We start from the raw sequence: 17,410 nt of genomic DNA on the forward strand, positions 1-17,410 counted from the left end.
GTTACACATCGCTAACCCGTCCTACGACAATTTAGGCTTTCCGCTTGATCCGCGCCGTGAAGTCGGACCATTGCTCCACTCGGAAAGCCCGAATATCACGCACGGAGCGGGGGAACCAGGGCAACAGGGCCAGGGCGTCCAGCGCATCCATCAGGTTCGCCATATCCTCGTTGTCGCACACGTAAAGGCTACCCTGCACCCGGCGGAAACCATAATCCGCCAAGGCCGCGCCGATGTCGGCATAAGCCGCCGGGACGCCTTTGGGATGATGCTGGGCGGTGTTCTTGACCACCAAATCGAAAGCGATGGCGAACATCAGCGAGCCTCGGGATCGTTCAAGACCGCATCGAGGCTGTATTCCAAGCGTTCGCCGGTTTCCGGTATCTCGATTTCAACCGTCCATCCTGCGCCCGTTTCCCGCTCGGGGCGCAGGACTTGGTAGGGAATACCAAACGGGCCGAATTGGTGGAAGCTGCCGATGATTTCGGGGTGCGGGAAAGCGGTTTGCATGATGACCTCCAATGATGAAACGCAATGGCGTGGTTATGCCGCGCTGTCCTTGCGCATCATGTTCTTGATGCCGCGGATGGCCTGGCGGGTGCGGTGTTCGTTCTCGATCAGGCTGAACCTGACATGGTCGTCGCCGTATTCGCCGAAGCCGATGCCGGGCGATACCGCCACCTGGGCTTCCAGCAGCATCTTCTTGGCGAATTCCAGGGAGCCGAGAGGCTTATATTGCTCGGGGATCGGCGCCCACAGGAACATGGTGGCCTTGGGTTTTTCCACCGCCCAGCCGATGTTGTTAAGGCCGGTGCAAAGCACATCGCGACGGGAGCGGTAGAGTTCGCAGATTTCGGCGACGCAATCCTGCGGGCCTTCCAGCGCGGTGATGGCCGCGACCTGGATCGGGGTGAAGGTGCCGTAGTCGAGGTAGGATTTGATGCGCCCGAGCGCCGCGACCAATTCGCGGTTGCCGACCATGAAGCCGACGCGCCAGCCCGGCATGTTGTAGCTCTTGGAGAGCGTGAAGAATTCCACCGCCACATCGGTCGCGCCCGGCACTTGCAGGATGGACGGGGCGACATAGCCGTCGAACACAATATCGGCATAGGCGATATCGTGGACCACCCAGATTTTGTACTCGCGGGCCAGTTCCACCACCTTCTCGAAGAAATCCAGTTCCACGCATTGGGTGGTGGGATTGCCGGGGAAGTTGAGGATCAGCATCTTCGGTTTCGGCCAGGAAGTCTTGATGGCCTTTTCCAGTTCCGCGAAGAAATCCACACCGGGCAGCAAGGGCACATGCCGCACATCGGCCCCGGCCAGCACACAGCCATAAGGGTGGATGGGATAGGCTGGATTCGGCACCAGCACCGCGTCGCCCGGCCCCAGGGTGGCGAACATCAGATGGGCCAGACCTTCCTTGGAACCGATGGTGACGATGGCCTGGGAATCGGGGTCGAGATCGACGTTGAAGCGGCGTTGATACCAGCCGCAAATGGCCTTCCGCAGGCGGATGATGCCTTTCGACACCGAATAGCGATGGGCCGTGCCTTTCTGGGCGACTTCGACCAGCTTATCGACGATGTGCTGGGGCGTGGCGCGGTCGGGATTGCCCATGCCGAAATCGATGATATCGACCCCGGCCGCCCGCTCCTTGGCCTTGAGGTCGTTGACGATGTTGAAGACGTAGGGCGGCAGGCGTTTGATGCGTTGGAATTCTTCCATGCGGGACTCTTTAGAGGTGGGATTTCTAGGAAAAACGCTGGCTTGAAGCCAAGCGGCTAAAGCTACCGACGCGGCCATGGGCTGTCAACGGGCGGGATGGCATGGCAAGTTTGGGGAGGGTGCGCGAGGTTTCCTTGGCGGCAGGTATCGGCTACCGTTGCGGGCTTTCCCGGAACCCTTATCCCGCCATGCACCATCCCGACCCAGCCGCCGCCACCGAAGGGGTGGTCAAATACCACATCGATTTCACGCCCGCGCCCGCGCCGGACTGGGCGCTCCTGGCCGAACTGGACGCTTGGCGCGGCTTGCTGTTCAAGCTGGGGTTGACGGGCTTGGACCCCGCCCGCTATGGCGGCTTGGCCTACGGTAATGTCAGCCTGCGGACCGAGGGCTGTCGTTTCCTGGTCAGCGGCACCCAGACCGGCGGTATCGAGCGGTTAACGGCGGAGCATTATTGTTGGGTCACGGATTTCGATGTGGAGCGGAACGCCTTGACGGCGGAAGGACCGATCCGGCCCTCGTCGGAGGCGCTGACCCATGCCGCCGTGTACCGGGCGGCTCCGGGAATAGGCTGCGTGCTGCATGTGCATGCGCCGGAACTGTGGCGGCGGGCGGCGGGCTTGGGCCTCCCCGTCACCGATCCGGCCATCGCCTACGGTACGCCCGCGATGGCGCTGGCGGTCGAAGCCTTGCTGCGACAGCCGGAAACGCGGGTCATCGCCATGGGCGGGCACGAGGACGGGCTGATCGCCGTGGGGAAAACGGTGGACACCGCCGCCATGCCCTTGATTCGTAAGCTGGCGGAGGCGGCGGTGCGAAATATTTGAGCGTTATCGGCATTTTTTCACGGTTCCGCTCAATCCAATCCGGCCCTGGTCTCCGTATAGGGGGATGTGGACGCAGTCCACTGATCCACCTATCGAAATACGGAGGTCTTTATGTTCCATGCGCGTTTATTGCCGTCCTGCCTGGCGGGCCTGCTGCTGGCCGGGATGGTTGTCACACCGGCCCAGGCCGCCAGCCACCGCGAAGCGCCCCTGATCGCCCAGCAACCGGCGGCGGATATCACCGATGTCTACGCCTTCCGCAGTTGGAAGAATCCCGCCAACGCGGTGTTCATCATGAATGTGATCCCGGCCCAGGAACCCGGCGCCGGACCCAATTATTTCTTTTTCGATCCCGCCCTGGTCTATGAATTCCACCTGGACACCAACCGGGACGGCAAGGCCGAGGATATCGTCTATCAGCTCAGGTTCACCACCGAGCTGAGGCCGCCGTTCGACGACCTGCCGCTGTCCTTCGCCGGGGTGGATACGGTGCCGGGTTTGCCGCCCGCCATCCGCCATCTGGACGGTCCCGGTTCGGAAGGGCTGGGCCTGCGGCAGAGCTACACCGTGACCCGCCTCGTCAACGGCGTCCCCACCCCGGTGGGCGGTGGATTCGCCGTGCCTTCCAATATGGGGCCGCGCACCATGCCCGATTACGAGGCGTTGGCGGCGGAAGGCGTGGTGGCGCTGGCGGGCGGGGGCAAGGCTTTCGCCGGGCAGCGCGAGGAAACCTTCTACATCGATCTGGGCGCGACTTTCGATACCCTGAATTTCCGCCAAGCCCCCATCCTCAGCCCGGACCAGGACGCGGAGCGGACCAGGAATCCCTTCGGCAACGATATGCTCTCCGGCTTCAATGTCAGTAGCATCGCGTTGGAAGTGCCGATCAGTCAACTCGGTGGCGACCCGGACGCGGTCATCGGTGTGTATGCCTCGACCAGCCGGGTCGCAGCGACCGGCGAACTCCGGCCATTGGCGCGGATGGGCAATCCCTTGGTCAACGAATTGGTGATCGGCACCGGCATGAAGGATGCCTGGAACATGACCGACCCCGACAAGGAAGCCAAATTCCTGGATTTCTATCTGAATTCCAGGGTGGCGGCTTTGCTCAATCTGGCGTTCGGGACCGGCTTCCCGACCACGGGCCGGACCGATTTGGTCCAGGCGCTACTCCGCTATCCCGGCCAAAAGCCCGGTGCTTGCACCAAGGCCAATCCTTGTTCCGAATTGCTGCGCTTGAACCTCGGGGCGATGCCGACCCCGCCCGGCCAGCAGCAACGCCTGGGCGGTTTGGCGGGCGACGGGGCCGGTTTCCCCAATGGCCGCCGTCCCAACGACGACGTGACCGATATCGTGCTGCGGGTGGTGGCGGGCGCCTTGACCGGGCCGGTACCGGCCCTGGGCGATGGGGTCAATTTCAACGTCGGCGCGAAGGGTTCCCACCTGACCGCCAGCGGTATCTACACCGAGTTCCCCTATCTGCCCACGCCCTACGATGGCCGCAATCGCCGCCATATCGATTGCGGCGAGGCCAAGGCCAATCCGTGCTGAGTTGAGCGGACGGGGTCCGCGCCAGCGCGGCGCGGACCCCGTTCTCCCCAAGGAGGAAGATCAATGCTGTTGAGGGGTGCATGCCTAGTCTTGGCGCTGTACGGCTTGGGCGCGGCGGCGGAGCCTTATATCCCCGTGGAAGATGCCGTGGTACTGGAACGCCTGCCGGTGGCCGGGGCCGAGCGCCGCGAACTGCGCCGGGCGCGGGCGGAATTGGCGGCGCAGCCGAACGGGCCAGGACCGGCCTTGGCTTTGGCGCGGCGCTATATCGCCCTGGGCCGGGCCGAGGCCGACCCGCGTTATTACGGCCATGCCGAGGCGGTATTGACGCCTTGGCTGGAACGGCCCGACCCGCCGCCCGAGGCGTGGGTGTTACGGGCGACCTTGCTGCAAAACCGCCATGATTTCGCGGCGGCGCTGCGCGATTTGGACGCGGCTGTGCGGCGCGATCCCCGCTCGGCCCAAGCTTGGCTAACCCGCGCCGCGATCCTGGAGGTGCAAGGCGATTATCCGGCGGCGTTACGGAGTTGCTGGGCCTTGGCCGGTTTGGGCACGTCCCTGGGCGCGACGGTATGCCTGGGTTCGGTGTCCAGCCTCGCCGGGCGCGGGGAAGCCGCCTATAAACAACTGCGGGCGGCGGTGGAAAACAGCGGTACGGACGATGCCGACGAATTATTGTGGGCAAGGACCACCCTGGCCGAAATGGCCGAGCGCCTGGGCCATGCCGACCAGGCCGAGGCGGATTACCGCGCCGCTTTGGGCCTGGGACGGCGCAGTCCCTATCTGTGGGCGGCCTATGCCGATTTCCTGCTGGACCACGACCGGCCCACCGAGGTGGCCGGATTGCTGGAAGGACAGGCCCGCGCCGATGGCTTGCTGTTGCGGCTGGCCTTGGCCGAGCAACGCCTGGGGCGCTCCGGCTTCGCGGGCCACGCGGCGGACCTCGCGGCCCGCTATGCCGCCAACCAAGCGCGGGGCGATGCCAGCCATCTGGGCGAGGAATCGCGCTACGCCCTGCGGATCGGCCACGATCCGGCGGCGGCGCTGCGGCTGGCCCAGGCCAATTGGTCGGTCCAGCGTGAACCCCGCGATGCGCGGGCGGTGTTGGAAGCGGCCCAGGCCGCCCGGCAACCGGAAGCGGCCCGGCCCGTGTTGGATTTCCTGGCCCGCAGCGGACTCCAGGATGCCCGGCTCGCGCCCCTGGTCGCCGCCCTGGCGGGAGGTGCCCGATGATCCGGCTTATGGTTTGGGTATTCGCGCTCTGGCTGGTTGCCGCCGCCGCCCTGGCCCATAAGGCCAGTGACAGCTATTTGAGCTTGGAGACCACGGCGGCGGGCATTACGGGACGCTGGGATATCGCTTTGCGCGACCTGGACGAGGCGGTGGGCTTGGATGGCGACGACGATGGCACGATCACCTGGGGCGAGCTACGCCGCCGGGCGGCGGCGATCCAGTCCTACGCCCTGGCCCGGCTCAAGCTGGAATCCGGGAACCGGCCTTGCCCGTTGGAACCGGGGAAAATACGGGTGGACCACCACAGCGACGGGACTTATGCCGTGCTGGGCTTCGCCGCCCATTGCGCCGCCGGACCGGAGCGGCTGACGGTGGAATACCGGCTGTTGTTCGATCTGGACCCGCAGCACCGGGGCTTGCTGCGGCTGACGGCGGACGGAACCACGCAGACGGCGGTGTTCGCGCCCATGGCGGCGCGGCAGGTGTTCGAACCCGCATCCACACCGTGGCGGGGCTTCGTCCAGTATGTGGCGGAAGGGGTTTGGCATATCTGGACCGGCTACGACCACATCTTGTTTTTGTTGAGCCTGTTGCTGCCCGCCGTGCTGGTGCGCGAGGCGGGGGCGTGGCGACCCGCGCCCAGGTTCCGCGACGCGCTATGGGACGCGGTGCGGATCGTGACGGCCTTCACCCTGGCCCATTCCCTGACCTTGAGCCTCGCGGCGCTGGGGTATCTGGCCTTGCCCTCGCGTTGGGTGGAAGCGGCCATCGCCGCTTCGGTGGTCGCCGCCGCCTTGAACAATATCTTCCCGCTGCTGCATGGGCGGCGGACGCGGTTGGCGTTCTTGTTCGGCTGGGTGCATGGGCTGGGGTTCGCCAGCGTGTTGCTGGACCTGGGCCTGCCCCCGGCTGTGCGCTTGGTGGGTTTGGCGGGGTTCAACCTGGGGGTGGAAGCAGGACAACTGGTCTTGGTGGCCGGATTCCTGCCCCTGGCCTATGGCCTGAGCCGTTCGCCCTGGTATCCACCCGCCGTCCTGCGCTGGGGTTCCGCCGCCATCGCGCTGTTGGCCGGTGTATGGCTGGTGGAGCGCGGCTTCGACCTCAAGCTTCTATCCTTCCCAAGTTAGGGCATTTTCGGTTTGGGCTTATGCTCAGCTTGGCGCGGGCGCGGGCCGGAACTGGTTGTCCAACCCGACCAAGGCCAGAAAGGTGCAGTCGGTCTCGGCATGGACTTCCTCGTGCAAGGTGCCGGGGTCGGCGCGGCAATAATCGCCGGGGCCGAGCCGGTACCCGGACAGGGTGATACTGCCGGACAACATCAAAAGCTCCTCGGTTTGGGCGTGCCAATGGCGGGGGTAGACGCTGCCCGCCGCCATGCTCACCAGATTGCTGGCGTAATTGCGGGCCGGATCGAAATGCAGGGTTTTCACCCGGATGCCGGGCAGGCCGGTCTCTTGCCAATCCATGCGCCCGGCGAAAACCACGGCGATGCCGGGACTCAGGGCCACCTGGGCGGGCGGCGGGGCTGCTTCGGCGCGGATGGCCGCCAACAGCCGTTGTTTCAGGCGTGGCGGCGGCGGCGACTCGGGCGCGAGCCCGCCCAGCGCGGCGGCGGCTTCGGCCAACCGGACCAGTTCGTCGCGGGCGGCGGCGTCGTCTTGCAAGCGGGATTCGAAGCGCGAGCGCTCCTCCCCGTCCAATAAACCCAGCGCATGCAGCGCGGCCAGACCGGCCCAATCGTCGGTGGTATCGCTCATAACAGCCCGTCCTCCCGCCCGCCAAGCAGTTCGCGCAGCCGGCCCAGCCCTTGGCGGATATGGGTTTTGACCGTGCCCAGCGGCAAGCGGCTATATTCGGCGATCTCGCTATGGCTCAAGCCCTGGAAGAAGGCCAGCGCCAGTAATTGGCGTTGGACCGGCGGCAATTGTTCCAGGCAGTTCCGCACCAGGGCTTGGCGCTGGTCGGCGGCGGCTTGTTCCTCGGGTGGGAACTGGTGGGGATCGGGCAGCGATTCCGAAGGCTCGTCGTCCAGGAGCGCGGTGTTGGACTTGTGCGAACGCAAGCGGTCGATGGCCCGGCTGCGGGCGAGCAGGATGAGCCAGGCCCAGGGCGAACCCCGCGATGCGCGATAGCTGCCGGCCTCGCGCCAGATTTGCAGATAGGTGTCCAGGGTGGTTTCCTCCGCGAGGGCTTCGTCTTTCAGGATATGCTGGATCAAGCCGTGGACCTTGCCACTGGTGGCGTCGTAGAACGCGGCGAACGCGGCCTCATCGCCCTGGGCGATGGCCGCCAGCCAGCTTTGGAGTTCGGCGTCAGGGCGCGGTTCCGGCAAGTGCGTTCTCCTTGGATAAGCTTACGGACGCGGTGGCCGGTTGGATGTGGGAATCCAGCGGGCCGCCGTGGTCGGCCTAGTGTAAGCCAAGGAGGTGGGCCGGAATGCGACGCCGCGACGCTATCCCGGCGCTTCACGGCCCGCCGGTTTCGATCCGCACTTCCGCCGGCCATTCCCCGACCGTCACCGCGTCCGCCGTGAAGGCCGGGCTGGGCCGGCCATTGATCCACACCGCCCGCACGGGCCGGTCCAGCGGCGGCCGGATGACGAACTTGCCGGGCGGCACGGTCATATCGCCGCCGAGGCTGAGGCGCAATGTCCCATCGCCGCCGCGCTTGAGGGTGTAGTCGAGGACGCCGAATCCGGTCGGCAAGCGCCGCACGCCCACGCCGCTTTCACTTTCCAGCCAGTCCTTGGGGATGCCCGCCGCCAGCACCAGGGCGTGGTCGCTGTCGCGTTCGTAGGCGTAAAAGCTCCGCACGGCCTTCACGAATTCCGCGCCGATCCAAGCATGGGGCATGTCGCCGATGAACTTGGGCGCTTGAGGGTCGCGCCAGACCACTTCGGCCCACTGATTCCATGCCTTCGGACGCTGGCCGGCCAAAAGGAAATCCAGCACGGCCAAAGCCTGCTCGCGACGGCCCAGCCGCACCAGCGCCTCGACCGTCCGCACTTCGTAGGGGGTATAGGCGTCCCAGTCCAATTGACCGGCCCGGCGCTTCTGGAAATAGGCCCAATATTCGTCGAAGGTCTGGCGCAAGGCGTCTTGCGGCAGGTTCGGTACTTCGCTGCCCAGGTTCACGATCATGGCCGTGGCGTTGGAATCGAAATCCCCGAGTTCCACCGAACCCGGCAGGTAGCCGATATTGCGCCGTTCCATCGTGAGTTTCAGCGCCGCGTAGACGTCGGCCCGGAAAGCATCGCGCAAGGCGGCGAACCGGGCGGCTTCCGGGGCGTCCAAGCGCCGCGCCAGTTCGGTGGCGTCGGCCAGTCCGCGCAAGCCCCAGAAATCATCCCAGAACGAATGCACCGGACGGGCCGAATAACCCTCGTGGCTGATGGATTCCGGCAGCAGGCCGTAAAAGGCTTGCCGGTCGGGCGTCCGATAGTCCGGGACCAGGCGCTGGGCGCGCAAGGCTTCGATATAAGCCACGGTTTTGACCAGCGAGGGCCACAGGTCGCGCACCAAACCCAAGTCGTGGGTGTAGCGCTGGTATTCGTAGACCGCGTGGATGAATTCGCCGGGGCTGTCGTTCTCCGGCGTGGGGTCCGCGCCACGGCTGTCCACGCAACAGGGAATCTTGCCGTCCGGGTACTGGAATCCGGCATACCATGCCAGGAAACGCCGCACGGTGTCCGGGTAGCCCATGCCCAGCAGGGCCGAGGCCATCACGGTGGAATCCCGGACCCAACTGCGGGCATAGGCGCGGCTGCCGGGGAATAGCGCCGGGCCGTCGCGGTTGATGAGGATATAGGCCAGGTTGCTACGCACGGCGTCGAGCAGGCCGCGGGCTGCGGGCGGGCCGAGCAATTCGGCGCGGGAGAGCTTGGCCTGCCAATGGTCCAGGCTGGCTTGCAGGGCGGCGTGGGCGAAATCCCCGCCCCGGCCCGACCGCGCCTGGGCCGTGTCGGCGAAGGTGGCCGGGTCCAGGTCCGGTACGGCGAGATAAACGTCCCGCGCCGCGCCGGGCGCTAGGTCGAGATCGTATGCGAGGACGGCGGAAGCTTGGCCCTGGGGATCGTGGGCTTGGGTTCCACGCGGCGGCTTGTTCCGGGCCAGGGCGCGGATCAGCGGACCCGCCCCCTGGGCCATGGCTCCGAAACGGTCGGGCGGCGTCAGCGCCACCACGGTCCGCCCATCGACCCGGATCAACGGCCCTTCCCGCCGGATCGCGTGGATCGGAGCCACGCCGCCGACCATGTTCAGCGATTGCCAGGGCGGATTGACCTGGAAGGGTCGGAGCGCCAACCAAAGCTTTGCCCGTTGCCGCTCCTGGCCGGTGTTTTCGACCCGGTAGCGGGCGTAGAGCGCGGCTTCCGCGCCGTCTGTCGCGTAGGCGGTAATATCCAGGACGAGATTCCGCCCCCGCCAAGCCACCGAGGGCACCGGCAGATAGCCCAGCGCCAAGGAGGGGCTGGGCGCGGCCTCGTTCCAGGTCGTCAAAGTCCCTTGGGCATATAAAAACGGCTCGATGGAAAACGCCGCCCGGTCCACTTCCAAAGTCCCTTCCTTGTTCAGCAAACCTTCCCGATCGCCCGCGGCGGCACCGACCACGGTGAAATAGCTTTGCTCGCCCAGGAAATATCTGGGGTAGTGGCCGCGTGGAGCCCACCGGGCGGCGGCTTCGGCGGCAGTGTTGGACGGGGTGGCTCCGGTGGCGGTATTGATCGCAAGCGCCGCCAAAACCAGGAAACAACGGAGGGAGGATGCAGGCATGGTGATCGTTGGGGAAGCCGCGGGTCAGGCAAGGATAGGAAAGATGGGCCGGATTTGGCCAGGGCGTGGCGGGCAAACCGCCTGGGGCTACGGGCATGAAAAAGCCGGTTCCAAAGGGGGGCTGGAACCGGCCTAAACCCACCGTAGGTGCAGACGACGGTGGGATTAGGATAATCCTGTATAGCGCCGGGTCCGGTCAAACCCACTCTGTATCGGCTTGTATCGTCGATACAAAGCACAGTAATAAGGGGCTTTACCAAGCCGGGCGGCGGCGGGATTCGCCAATCCACCCTAGGGCTGGCTTTCCGCCGGGGTTTGGAGGCCCGGTGCCAATTCCGAGAAATAACGCTCGGGCTGGCTGGCGATTTCGCGGGCGGCCAGGAATTCGGCGTAATAATTGCGCGAAGCGAAGCCGAACAAGGGGCTGTCGTATTCTTCCACCATGCGCATGAAATCATGGCCGTAGCGGCCACGGGCGCGTTTCATGCCGTTGATGCCGTGGTTGTAGGAGGTGATCGCCATCGGCCAGTTGCCGATGTTGGCATAGGCGTATTTCAGGTACCGCGCCGCGCCCTGGGTGGAGGCGATGGGGTCGAGCCGGGGGTCGGCGGCACCGTTCACGGGCATGAATTTCTCCGCCGCGCCCTTGGTGAATTGCCAGATGCCGACCGCCCCCGCCGAGGACCGCGCCGCCGCCTGGAACGAGGACTCCACATGAGGCAGGTAGGCCAATTCCTCGGGCAGGCCGTTGTCGCGGAAAATCTTGCGGAACCGCGCCTCGTAGCGGGCGCCGATTTCCAGGCCGCGCCGGAAGCGCTCGCGCATCCCGCGCTGGGAGCGGATGCGCTTGGCGGCGTTGTGGGCCATGGCGCGGAGGTCGCGGCGCTGGCCGCCGGTCAGCAGGATGGCGGTGGCACGGTCTTCCGCGTCCAGGGCTGTGCCGGTATCCAGTTTGGTTTCCAGGGCGTACAGGCGGTCCTGCCAATAGCTGCGGCGGTTGGCGACCCAGGCTTTCTGGTCGGCGGTAAGGCTTTCCCCGACGGCGGGAAATTCCAGGACTTCGTAAATGGTGTCGAGATAACGGTCGTCGTGGATGACCACCACCGCACGGCCCCAGGTCGCATAGACATTGCGCCAGAACGCCACCTGGGCTTCCAGCGCGGCGGGCCTGGGAAAGACGCCGGAATGGCGGGTGTGGTCGGGCAGGGCGCGGTAGGGATTGGGGGGTGGAGGATACCGACCGGGCTGGGTTTGGGCGCGGGGGTTTGATGGCCGCAAGCGGCCAGCAATAGCAGCAGCGTCGGCAAGAAGCCGTGGCGTAGATAGGCGGAAAGCATGGGGGTTCCCGGTATATCCCCATCCCGGAAGGCGTGGGTGGGGCTGATGGTTCTCGCGCCCGGAGGCGGTCTCGGTCGCACCCGGTGCCCCGCGTGGAAACGCCGATCAGCCGGTTGCTCGCCGGGACAATTCTAGTGCTTGCCCGGCGGCCGGTAAATTACGGACGGGGCTTGTCGCGCCCTTTTGCTGGAGCCGCCACGGCCATGGGAAACTCACGCCGCCCGGTTGTTGTCCCAATCGTCCTGAAGCGCCCCTTTCCCCCATCCCCGAGGCCCGATCCCTATGCTGATCCAACGCCCCTCCGACATCCGTTCTTCGGAAATCACCCCCCCGGAATTGTTCCATGACCGCAGGCGTTTCCTGCAAATGACCCTGGGCGCCACGGCGCTGGCGGCGCTGCCCCCGGTCTTCGCGGCGGGCCTTCCCCTGGCGGGGATCAGGAAGAGCCAGTACACCGTGGACGACAAACCCACGCCCTACGAATCCGTCACCACCTATAACAATTTCTACGAATTCGGCACGGCCAAGGAAGACCCGGCCCAATACGCCGGTGGCCTGAAAACCCGGCCCTGGACCATCGCGGTGGAGGGCGAGGTCCACAAGGCCCAGGCTTTCGATATCGAGGATATCCTGAAAATGGCACCCTTGGAGGAACGCATCTACCGGCTGCGCTGCGTGGAGGCGTGGTCGATGGTCGTGCCCTGGGTGGGGTTTCCCTTGGCGGAATTGCTCAAGCGGGTGGAGCCGACCGGCAATGCCAAATTCGTGGAATTCACCACGCTGCAAGACGCCGCCCAAATGCCGGGGCAGCGCACCCGCGTGTTGGATTGGCCGTATCGGGAAGGCTTGCGGATGGACGAGGCCATGCATCCCTTGACCTTGCTGACGGTGGGGCTCTACGGCGAAGTCCTGCCTAACCAGAACGGCGCCCCGGTGCGGATCGTAGTGCCGTGGAAATATGGCTTCAAGAGCGCCAAATCCATCGTCAGGATCAGGCTGGTCGAGCAGCAGCCCAGACCACCTGGAACGACGCCGCGCCGGGCGAATATGGGTTCTATGCCAACGTCAACCCGGCGGTGGACCATCCGCGCTGGAGCCAGGCCAAGGAGCGCCGCATCGGCGAGTTCTTGAAGCGCCCCAGCTTGCCATTCAATGGCTATGCCGAACAGGTCGCCCCGCTTTATGGCGGGATGGACCTGAAGAAATATTTCTAGCGGCACGCGGCTTCCCATGCTCCGTTTGGGAAGCCGCCAGGGATTCCCCTGCGTTCCGTCCGGGCGGCGGGCTAGAATAGCCGCCTTTTCCCTCCGTATCCCACGCCCATGAAAACACCCCGCATCGGATTCGTCAGCCTCGGTTGCCCCAAAGCCCTGGTCGATAGCGAACGCATCCTCACCCAGCTCCGCGCCGAAGGCTACGAACTCTCCCCCACCTATCAAGATGCCGACCTGGTGGTGGTCAATACCTGCGGCTTCATCGACGCCGCCGTCGAGGAATCCTTGGATGCCATCGGCGAAGCCCTGGCCGAGAACGGCAAGGTCATCGTCACCGGCTGCCTGGGCGAACGCGCCGACGAAATCCGCGCCGCCATCCACAAGTCCTCGGCATCACGGGTGCCCACGCCTACGAGGCCGTGGTCGGGACCGTGCATGAGCATTTGCCGCCCTTGCACGATCCTTTCGTCGATCTGGTGCCGCCCGAGGGCATCAAACTCACCCCGCGCCATTACGCCTATCTCAAGATTTCGGAGGGCTGTAACCACCGTTGCTCGTTCTGCATCATCCCGTCGCTGCGCGGCGATCTGCTCAGCCGCCCCATCGGCGAAGTGATGGGCGAGGCCGAGCGCCTGGTCGCCGCCGGGGTGAAGGAATTGCTGGTAGTGTCGCAGGACACCAGCGCCTATGGCGTCGATCTGAAATACCGCACCGACTTCTGGGGCGGCAAGCCGCTCAAGACCCGCTTCCGCGATCTGGCCCAGGCTTTGGGCGGATTGGGTGTGTGGGTACGGCTGCATTATGTCTACCCTTACCCGCATGTGGACGAAGTGATTCCGCTGATGGCCGAGGGGAAAATCCTGCCCTAATCTGGATATTCCGTTCCAGCACGCCAACCCGCGTCTCCTCAAGCTGATGAAGCGCCCGGCGGCGGCGGAAGATGTGCTGATGCGGATCGAACGCTGGCGCGGCCTGTGCCCGGACCTAACTTTGCGCAGCACCTTCATCGTCGGCTTTCCCGGCGAGACCGAGGAGGAATTCGAGGAATTACTGGATTTCCTGGAGGAAGCCCAACTCGACCGGGTGGGCTGCTTCGCCTATTCGCCGGTGGAGGGGGCGCCGCCAACGCCTTGCCCGACCCGGTGCCGGAAGCCGTCAAACAAGACCGGCTGGCCCGCTTCATGGAAGTGCAGGAACGCATCAGCGCCGAACGCCTACAGGCACGGGTCGGAGGCCGGGAAATGGTGCTGATCGACGAAGTGGTGGAAGAAGGCGCGGTCGCCCGCAGCCGGGCCGACGCCCCGGAAATCGATGGGCAGGTGTTCATCGATGGCGCGACCCAGCTCAAGGTCGGTGAGTTCGTCGAGGTGGTGATCGAGGAAGCCGACGAACACGATATGTGGGCGCATCTCGACGGCTAGGACAGGACGGCGGACGGCCGGAGGACCGTCCGCGCGGCGGGGCTCAGTGATGATGACCACCGCCACCATGGACATGGCCATGGTCGAGTTCTTCGGCGGTGGCATCGCGGATGTCGGTGATTTCCACATCGAAGGTCAGGGCGATGCCGGCCATGGGGTGGTTGCCGTCCAGGAGGATGACCTCGTCTTCGTCCACGCCCAGGACGGTCAGGAGTTGCAGCCCTTCCGGGGATTGGGCTTGGAACTGCATCCCCGGCAAGATTTCATCGACGCCCTGGAAGGCGCTCTTCGGCACCGATTGCACCAGGTCGTCGTCGCGGAGGCCATAGGCGTCCTCGGGCGCGATGGTGATCTTGAAGCTATCGCCGACCACGCGGTCGGTCAGGGCGTTTTCCAGGCCTGGAATGATGTTCCCCGCGCCATGCAGATAGGCCAAGGGGCCGTGGTCGCGGGAGGAATCGAGGACTTCGCCCTCGTCGTTGGTCAGGGTGTAGTGGATATGCACTACCTTTTGGGTCGCGATCCGCATGGGAAATTCCTTGATTTGAAAGTTAAAATTTCATCATAACGGGTTTTCCCTCGGCTAAACAGCGCTTCCCGGTGACGGGAAGCGGTTTTCAGGCCAGGAAATGGGTATCGGACCGGGATTCGCGCCGGGGCGGGGCCGGAGCGGGTTCGGTATAGACCCGATAGAGGAAATAACCCATCAGCACGGTGAGCAACCCGCATTTCAGGCGCAATAAGAGGCCCAAATACGCGATCCAATGCGGATGGGTGTGCAGGAAATGGTTGATCGGCTCGAACCCGTTTTCGATCATGGCGCTATCCTCCCAAGATGAAGCGGTCTGTCCAGGTTTGGCGCCTCCCCTGGGCCGGGATTCTCCGGGGGGTGGCCGCCTTGGCTCCAAAGATGCGTTGAGCGGGTCGGCGGGCTAGGGTAATATGCCGCCTTCCTGCCGTTCCCACCAGCGCGTTACTCCTCTGGCAATCATCGACTTCGTCAAAAAGCTGTTCAGCCCCCGCCACCGCCGCGACCCGAGCCGGAACCCGAGCCCGTGGCGCCGACCTGGCCCAGGGTCTATCCGCGTCCCGAGCATATCATTTCGCGCAGCCATATCAGCGACAATGCGCTCAAGGTCTTGGGCCGCTTGCGCCAGTCCGGCTATCAGGCCTATCTGGTGGGCGGTTGCGTGCGCGACTTGCTGCTGGGGCGCGAACCCAAGGATTTCGACGTGGTGACCGACGCCCGGCCCGAGGAAGTGCGCGAGGTGTTCCGCAATTGCCGCTTGGTGGGGCGTAGGTTCCGGCTGGCCCATGTCTATTTCGGCGACGAGATCGTCGAGGTGGCGACCTTCCGCAGCATGAGCGGCGAGGATTCCCAAGGCGCCCATGTCCGTGCCAATGGCCGCATCCTCCGCGACAACGCCTACGGCAACATCGAGGACGACGCCTTCCGCCGCGATTTCACCGTCAACGCGCTGTATTACAACATCGAGGATTTCTCGGTGGTCGATTATGTCGGCGGCATGGACGACCACAAGGCCGCCATCCTGCGCTTGATCGGCGACGACCCGAACAGCGCTACCGCGAAGACCCGGTGCGGATGCTGAGGGCGGTGCGGTTCGCGGTCAAGCTGGGCTTCAGCATCCATCCCGATTGCGCCGAACCCATGCCCCGGCTGGCCCGGCTGCTCGGCGAAATCCCGCCCGCCCGGCTCTACGACGAAATGCTCAAGCTGTTCCTGGGCGGCTACGCCGTGCAGACCTTCGAGCAATTGCGCCAGCACGGGCTATTCGCCGCCCTGTTCCCCGACACCGAGCGTTGCCTGGGGCGGGAGCCGGAAGGCTTCCCCTTGACCTTCCTGGCGAAATCCCTGGAGAACACCGACCAGCGCATCGGCGCGGGCAAGCCGGTCACGCCCTATTTCCTGTTCGCGGCCCTGCTGTGGGAGCCGACGCGGGCGCGGGCCGAATCCCTGATCGCGGGCGGCCAGAACCCGCTGCTGGCCTATCAGGACGCTGCCGGCGAAGTCATCGCCCGCCAAGTCCAGCGCATCGCCATCCCGCGCACCCTCACCCTGCCCATCCGCGAACTGTGGTCCTTGCAACCGCGGCTGGAAAACACCACGGGCCGCGCCTTCCGCATGCTCGGCCATCCGCGCTTCCGCGCCGCCTACGATTTCCTGGTGTTGCGGGCCGCGACCGGCGAGGCCGATCCCGATCTCGCCGATTGGTGGACCCGCTTCCAAACCGCCTCCGAAGCCGAGCAAAAAGCCATGACCCGCACCGGCCGCCGTCAGGCTTCGGCCCGTTCCAAACCCCGCAAGCGACGGAACCGCGCCAAATCGCGTAAACAGGATGCCTCAACCCCAACCCCTTGAACCCGTCCTCGCCTATATCGGCTTCGGCGGCAACCTGGGCGATCCCGTCGAACGCCTGAAGGCGGCGCGGCGCGAGGTCGCGGCCATTCCCGGCGTGCGCGAGACGGCGTTTTTCCAGCCTGTACCACAGCGCCCCGATGGGTCCGCAGGATCAACCCGAATACGTGAACGCCGCGATGGCGATCCGCACGACCCTGGCCCCCTTGGAGTTGCTGCGCGAATTGCAGGCCGTGGAGGCCCGGTTCGGGCGGGTGCGCGGCGTCGGCGAGCGCTGGGGCCGCGGACCCTGGATTTGGACCTGTTACTCTATGGTCAGCAAGCCTTGGAGTGCGACCGCCTCGCCGTGCCCCATCCGGGCTTGGCCGAACGCGAATTCGTCCTCTATCCCTTGCTGGAAATCGCCCCGGCTTGGAAGTTCCGGGTTTGGGTCCGCTGGCCGAATTGGCGCGGCATTGTCCTTTGCGGGGTTTGACCCGGATCGAGGAGGAACACCATGGATAAACCGTTGACTATCCCCGCCCTGCTCGCCATGAAGGCGCGGGGGGAAAAAATTGCCCCCTCACCGCCTACGACGCCGCGTTCGCCGCCGTGATGGACGCGGCGGGGGTGGATTTGATCCTGGTCGGCGATTCCTGGGGGGTGGTGCAGGGCCATTCCGGCACCTTGCCCGTGACCCTGGACCAGATGGTGTACCACGCGGCCTGCGCGGCGCGGGGCGTGCGGCGGGCGGTGTTGGCGGCGGATTTGCCGTTCATGTCTTATGCCAGCATCGGCAGGCGCTGGACAGCGCGGCCCGGCTGGTGCGCGAGCGGGCGTGCAGATGGTGAAGCTGGAAGGCGGGCGCAAGCGCCTGGAAGTCGTCCGCGCCTGGCGGGGAGGATATTCCGGTCTGCGCCCATCTCGGGCTGTTGCCCGCAGTCGGTGCATAAGCTGGGCGGCTATCTGGTGC

General features: G+C 65.3%; 16 protein-coding genes and 3 pseudogenes. 10 read left to right on the forward strand and 9 right to left on the reverse strand.

The features are described 5' to 3' along the window. Positions 1-31: 31 nt before the first annotated feature. From B9N93_RS20765 to alaC, 3 genes are read right to left on the reverse strand one after another with little or no spacing between them, the layout of a single operon-like run. Entirely contained in the window at positions 32-316 is a 285-nt protein-coding gene (locus B9N93_RS20765; RefSeq protein ID WP_085216105.1) for a virulence factor, read from the reverse strand. Next, positions 316-510: a DUF5397 family protein gene (locus tag B9N93_RS20770; RefSeq protein ID WP_085216106.1), complete on the reverse strand. Its 195-nt coding sequence runs from the start codon at positions 508-510 to the stop codon at positions 316-318. Before B9N93_RS20770 ends, B9N93_RS20765 begins: the two co-directional genes overlap by 1 nt. A 33-nt stretch (positions 511-543) precedes the next feature. Continuing rightward, positions 544-1,728: an alanine transaminase gene (gene alaC, locus B9N93_RS20775; RefSeq protein ID WP_085216107.1), complete on the reverse strand. Its 1,185-nt coding sequence runs from the start codon at positions 1,726-1,728 to the stop codon at positions 544-546. A 101-nt stretch (positions 1,729-1,829) separates the two neighbouring features. On the opposite strand from alaC, the gene B9N93_RS20780 reads away from it, so the two are divergent. The 4 genes from B9N93_RS20780 (at position 1,830) to B9N93_RS20800 (ending at position 6,466) form a co-directional block, all read left to right on the forward strand. Beyond that, the gene (locus tag B9N93_RS20780) at positions 1,830-2,555 is read left to right on the forward strand and encodes a class II aldolase/adducin family protein (RefSeq protein ID WP_254899449.1); all 726 of its coding nucleotides are present in this window, start codon (positions 1,830-1,832) and stop codon (positions 2,553-2,555) included. 111 nt (positions 2,556-2,666) lie between these two features. Then, the gene (locus B9N93_RS20785; protein WP_085216109.1) at positions 2,667-4,106 is read left to right on the forward strand and encodes a DUF4331 domain-containing protein; all 1,440 of its coding nucleotides are present in this window, start codon (positions 2,667-2,669) and stop codon (positions 4,104-4,106) included. Between the two features lie 63 nt (positions 4,107-4,169). After that, positions 4,170-5,339 (forward strand): hypothetical protein, encoded by a 1,170-nt coding sequence (locus tag B9N93_RS20795; RefSeq protein WP_125469091.1) that lies wholly within the window; start codon positions 4,170-4,172, stop codon positions 5,337-5,339. Beyond that, the gene (locus B9N93_RS20800; protein ID WP_085216112.1) at positions 5,336-6,466 is read left to right on the forward strand and encodes a HupE/UreJ family protein; all 1,131 of its coding nucleotides are present in this window, start codon (positions 5,336-5,338) and stop codon (positions 6,464-6,466) included. Before B9N93_RS20795 ends, B9N93_RS20800 begins: the two co-directional genes overlap by 4 nt. Before the next feature lie 24 nt (positions 6,467-6,490). On the opposite strand, the gene B9N93_RS20805 is transcribed toward B9N93_RS20800, so the two are convergent. The 4 genes from B9N93_RS20805 to B9N93_RS20820 form a co-directional block, all read right to left on the reverse strand. Next, positions 6,491-7,096, reverse strand: a complete 606-nt coding sequence (locus B9N93_RS20805; RefSeq protein WP_085216113.1) for a cupin domain-containing protein — start codon at positions 7,094-7,096, stop codon at positions 6,491-6,493. Beyond that, positions 7,093-7,671, reverse strand: coding sequence for a sigma-70 family RNA polymerase sigma factor (locus B9N93_RS20810; RefSeq protein ID WP_085216114.1), 579 nt, complete (start codon positions 7,669-7,671; stop codon positions 7,093-7,095). The genes B9N93_RS20805 and B9N93_RS20810 overlap by 4 nt, the downstream gene beginning before the upstream one ends. A 133-nt stretch (positions 7,672-7,804) precedes the next feature. After that, a complete protein-coding gene (locus B9N93_RS20815; protein ID WP_085216115.1) occupies positions 7,805-10,108 on the reverse strand; it encodes a hypothetical protein in 2,304 nt (767 codons plus the stop codon). A gap of 291 nt (positions 10,109-10,399) precedes the next feature. Beyond that, the gene (locus B9N93_RS20820; RefSeq protein WP_254899450.1) at positions 10,400-11,386 is read right to left on the reverse strand and encodes a lytic transglycosylase domain-containing protein; all 987 of its coding nucleotides are present in this window, start codon (positions 11,384-11,386) and stop codon (positions 10,400-10,402) included. Between the two features lie 342 nt (positions 11,387-11,728). On the opposite strand from B9N93_RS20820, the pseudogene msrP reads away from it, so the two are divergent. Then, positions 11,729-12,660: pseudogene (gene msrP / locus B9N93_RS20825) on the forward strand (protein-methionine-sulfoxide reductase catalytic subunit MsrP). A gap of 108 nt (positions 12,661-12,768) precedes the next feature. Continuing rightward, positions 12,769-14,081 (forward strand): annotated as a pseudogene (gene rimO / locus B9N93_RS20830) (30S ribosomal protein S12 methylthiotransferase RimO). A gap of 43 nt (positions 14,082-14,124) precedes the next feature. Here rimO and B9N93_RS20835 read toward each other — a convergent pair. Beyond that, positions 14,125-14,610 carry an FKBP-type peptidyl-prolyl cis-trans isomerase gene (locus tag B9N93_RS20835; protein WP_085216116.1) on the reverse strand — a complete coding sequence of 162 codons (486 nt, stop codon included), beginning with the start codon at positions 14,608-14,610 and terminating at the stop codon, positions 14,125-14,127. Between the two features lie 88 nt (positions 14,611-14,698). Further along, on the reverse strand, positions 14,699-14,899 hold the full coding sequence (locus tag B9N93_RS20840) for a hypothetical protein (protein ID WP_085209720.1): 201 nt from the start codon (positions 14,897-14,899) through the stop codon (positions 14,699-14,701). 237 nt (positions 14,900-15,136) lie between these two features. On the opposite strand from B9N93_RS20840, the gene B9N93_RS26895 reads away from it, so the two are divergent. From B9N93_RS26895 to B9N93_RS20855, 4 genes and pseudogenes are all read left to right on the forward strand, one after another. After that, a complete protein-coding gene (locus tag B9N93_RS26895; RefSeq protein WP_368655822.1) occupies positions 15,137-15,691 on the forward strand; it encodes a hypothetical protein in 555 nt (184 codons plus the stop codon). After that, positions 15,685-16,461 (forward strand): hypothetical protein, encoded by a 777-nt coding sequence (locus B9N93_RS26900; RefSeq protein WP_368655823.1) that lies wholly within the window; start codon positions 15,685-15,687, stop codon positions 16,459-16,461. The genes B9N93_RS26895 and B9N93_RS26900 overlap by 7 nt, the downstream gene beginning before the upstream one ends. Before the next feature lie 137 nt (positions 16,462-16,598). Next, positions 16,599-16,933: pseudogene (gene folK, locus B9N93_RS26500) on the forward strand (2-amino-4-hydroxy-6-hydroxymethyldihydropteridine diphosphokinase). A gap of 119 nt (positions 16,934-17,052) precedes the next feature. Next, a partial coding sequence (locus B9N93_RS20855; RefSeq protein WP_254899451.1) for a 3-methyl-2-oxobutanoate hydroxymethyltransferase occupies positions 17,053-17,410 on the forward strand: 358 nt, incomplete at its 3' end.

The organism is Methylomagnum ishizawai, from assembly GCF_900155475.1.
In the GTDB taxonomy this organism is placed as follows: Bacteria; Pseudomonadota; Gammaproteobacteria; order Methylococcales; family Methylococcaceae; genus Methylomagnum; species Methylomagnum ishizawai_A.